The sequence below is a fragment of the Mesorhizobium sp. ArgA1 genome, assembly GCF_053714375.1.
Map to the genome: position 1 here is coordinate 1 of NZ_JBSKBQ010000067.1, position 3,580 is coordinate 3,580.

Below are 3,580 nucleotides of genomic sequence, written 5' to 3' on the forward strand. Positions count from 1 at the left end.
GAGCGATCATGCGCGAGGTCAAGATCGCCAGCGAGCCGGAGGCGCTGGTCCGCTATTTCGACGAACTGGAATTGTCTTTTAGTCGCATTGGACTCGAGGCCAGGCCATTGTCGCAATGGCTCCCAAAGGGCAGGAAATTGAGCAGGCTACCGGCCGAAAGGATCGCGATCACCCGACGCCCGGCAATTATCGTACCAAGTCGGATCACGATATAAAGATTTGTTTATGTGATTGACAGCAACGTCCTCTCCGGGGAATGTGAGTAGTCGATGGCTCTCTGATGCGGTTCGGCCGCAACAGAGCTAAGAGGGAAGCCGGTGAAGATGCCGGCGCTGCCCCCGCAACTGTAAGCGGCGAGCCAAGCTCACTCATGTCACGGAGGTCAATAGCCTCGGGAAGAGGGGCTGAGGTGTTGACCCGCGAGCCAGGAGACCTGCCACGGCGAACAAGGTCCACAGGCGGGGTGTCTCGGTGGGCGTAGCAACCGGCTCGTCTGCTTGCCAACGTCTGCCTTGCGTCCACGCCCCAATCATCGGGGTATGGTATGTCTCTCTCTCACATAGTTCCTGTAGCCACGCTTGGCCTGCCGCGCATCGGACGCCGTCGCGAGCTAAAGCGCGCGCTTGAGGCCTATTGGTCGCGAAAATCTTCCGCAGCCGACCTTCTCGAAACGGCGCGGGCGCTGCGTGTCGCGAACTGGATTGAACAACGCGACCGCGGCGTGACAAAGATTCCGTCCAACGACTTCTCACTCTACGATCATGTGCTCGACACAGCAACAATGGTCGGCGCTGTCCCGCCACGCTATGGCTGGAGGGTGGGAGAAATCTCGCTCGACACCTATTTTGCCATGGCTCGTGGCAGCCAAGGAGAGGCTGCTGGTGGCGGGCAAACCGGTCAAGCCGTGACAGCGCTGGAAATGACCAAGTGGTTCGACACCAACTACCACTACATGGTCCCGGAGCTCGCCGACGATCAAGCCTTTGCCCTGTCCTCCTCAAAGCCGTTGGATCACTTCCTTGATGCCAGAGCATTGGGCATTCACACTCGCCCGGTCATCCTTGGGCCCGTCACCTTCCTCAAACTCGCCAAGTCACCCACCCGGGACTTCAACCCTGTTTCGCTATTGCCGCGGCTGCTGCAGGTTTACGAGCTGCTGCTGCGTCGACTGAAACTCGCGGGCGCCGACTGGGTGCAGATCGATGAGCCGGCACTCGTGCTCGATCTCATTCCAAACGAGCAAGATGCGTTCAATTTTGCCTACGAGCGCCTTTCGAAAGTGGCACCGGAGCTAAAGATCATGCTCGCCACCTATTTCGGCGGGCTGAACGGCAACCTCGAGACCGCTCTTTCGCTTCCTGTGGGGGGCCTGCATCTCGACCTTGCACGCGCTCCCGAACAATTGGAGGCGGTGGGCCGGCTTGCGCCAAAAGACCTGGTGCTTTCGCTTGGCCTGATCGACGGTCGCAACGTTTGGCGCGCGAACCTGCGCCCCATGCTTGACCGGATCAAACCGGTCGTGGCCGGCTGGCCACTCGAGCGAGTGGAGATCGCGCCCTCGTGCTCGCTTCTGCATGTCCCGATCGACCTTGAACTGGAAACCACGCTGGACCGGGACGTAAGGTCGTGGCTCGCATTCGCGGCGCAGAAGATGGACGAACTGACCACGATCGCCCGGGCCTTGACCGAAGGCCGGGAGGCGGTTGCAGCACAGTTGGAGTCTTCAACCCAAGCAGCCGCCGCGCGTCTGACGTCCCCGAAGATTCATGATCCGCTGGTCGAAGGACGCCTCGCCTTCGTCGACGAGAGCATGATGCGCAGGAAGAGCGGTTTTTCTGAACGTTCTAGGCTTCAGGACGAGCGGCTCTGTCTGCCGCCCTTTCCGACCACCACGATCGGCTCTTTCCCGCAAACGCCCGAGATTCGCAACGCGCGTGCCGCCCATGCAAAGGGAGAACTGAGCTATGTCGACTATGAGGCGTTCCTGAGGAAGGAGATCGAAGCAGCAATCCGTTGGCAGGAGGAGATCGGGCTGGACGTGCTGGTGCACGGCGAGTTTGAACGAAACGACATGGTGCAGTATTTCGGGGAGCAGCTTTCCGGCTTCGCCTTCACCCAAAATGCCTGGGTGCAGAGCTACGGGTCACGCTGTGTGCGCCCGCCGATCATTTTCGGCGACGTATCGCGGCCCAACCCTATGACGGTTCGCTGGTGGCGGTTCGCTCAATCGCTGACAGACAAACCCGTTAAGGGCATGCTCACCGGCCCCGTCACGATTCTCAACTGGTCCTTTGTCCGCGATGATCTCGCGCGCTCGGTCGTTTGCCGTCAGATCGCGCTCGCCCTTCGTGGCGAGGTGGGTGATCTCGAAAGCGCCGGCGCCAAGGTGATTCAGATCGACGAAGCCGCACTGCGCGAGTGCTTGCCGCTACGCAAGTCCGAGCGGGTGCATTATCTCGAATGGGCCATCGAATGCTTTCGGCTCGCTTCGACGGGCGTGTACGATGAGACCCAGATCCACACGCACATGTGCTACTCCGAATTCAACGACATTATTGACGCGATCGCGGCAATGGATGCCGATGTTATCTCCATCGAAACCTCTCGCTCGCAGATGGAGTTGCTCAACGCCTTCAAAAACTTCAATTATCCGAACGAGATCGGACCGGGCATCTATGATATCCACTCACCGCGGGTGCCGGGAATCGACGAGATGAAGAACCTGCTCTCCCAGGCGCGCCAGCGCCTTTGCGATAGTCAGATCTGGGTCAACCCCGATTGCGGTTTGAAGACACGTCGATGGGAGGAAGTCCGTCCGGCACTTGTCAATATGGTCAAAGCCGCGCGTTCTCTGAGAGACGCATCCAAGGCGGCCTAGCATGTATATGCCGTTGCCCGGACGGAGCAAACTGGGCTGAAGTGATCTGAAGCCTGTGCCTAAACGGGAGCCGGGTGGGAATGTGCCTTCGTCAGCACGTCGTGGAAGCGGCGCGCTGACGGGCACTGATCAACGGCACTGCTTCTCCTCCAACGCGACGATCTATTGCATCCATCACTGCAAGGACGATGCCGTTGACCCAGAGCGCATCTCTGCCGGGCGTCGGGTCCCTGAACCAAAAACAGAGCGTCGTCGCATGATGCCGTTATAAACCCCGTGCACGGGAAGCGGTGACGATGTCGACTCGCCTGAAATGCCCCGACTGCTGGATTCAGCCAGATCCTCTCACCCAAGAGTTCGGCGTCGAGTGTATTCTCCCCGAGCGTGCAGGTTTTCATCATGTCGTCGCTCATCGGTCGTCATTCCGGTCAAAAGATCCCATGAGGCGACGGGCGGCGGAACTCAGGTAAGGTTTCGGGGTCCGACATCCTAACCTTGGAGACGTCTCATGAACCTCTCATCCGTTGCTCTGCCGCCCGTCGGCGAGAAGACTGCCACGATTTTCGTTGCACTGGAATTGAGCAAGTCGGCCTGGCTTGTAGCCCTGCACTCGCCAGCGGCCGAGAAGATTAGCCTGCATCGCCTGCAAGGAGGTGACACCGAAGGGCTTATGGCTCTCATTGAACACCGGCGCGAACAGGC

The 3,580-nt window shown here is 59.6% G+C and carries 1 protein-coding gene, 2 pseudogenes and 1 riboswitch; all 3 genes and pseudogenes read left to right on the top strand.

Annotation, left to right across the window (positions count from 1 at the left end; genetic code table 11):
- Positions 1 to 131 (top strand): annotated as a pseudogene (locus ACWGTI_RS32160) (IS110 family transposase); the annotation flags it as partial.
- Between the two features lie 122 nt (positions 132 to 253).
- A riboswitch (cobalamin riboswitch) is annotated at positions 254 to 455 on the top strand.
- Positions 456 to 544: 89 nt separating this feature from the next.
- A complete protein-coding gene (gene metE, locus ACWGTI_RS32165; RefSeq protein WP_454590619.1) occupies positions 545 to 2,878 on the top strand; it encodes a 5-methyltetrahydropteroyltriglutamate--homocysteine S-methyltransferase in 2,334 nt (777 codons plus the stop codon).
- 508 nt (positions 2,879 to 3,386) lie between these two features.
- Positions 3,387 to 3,580 (top strand): annotated as a pseudogene (locus ACWGTI_RS32170) (hypothetical protein); the annotation flags it as partial.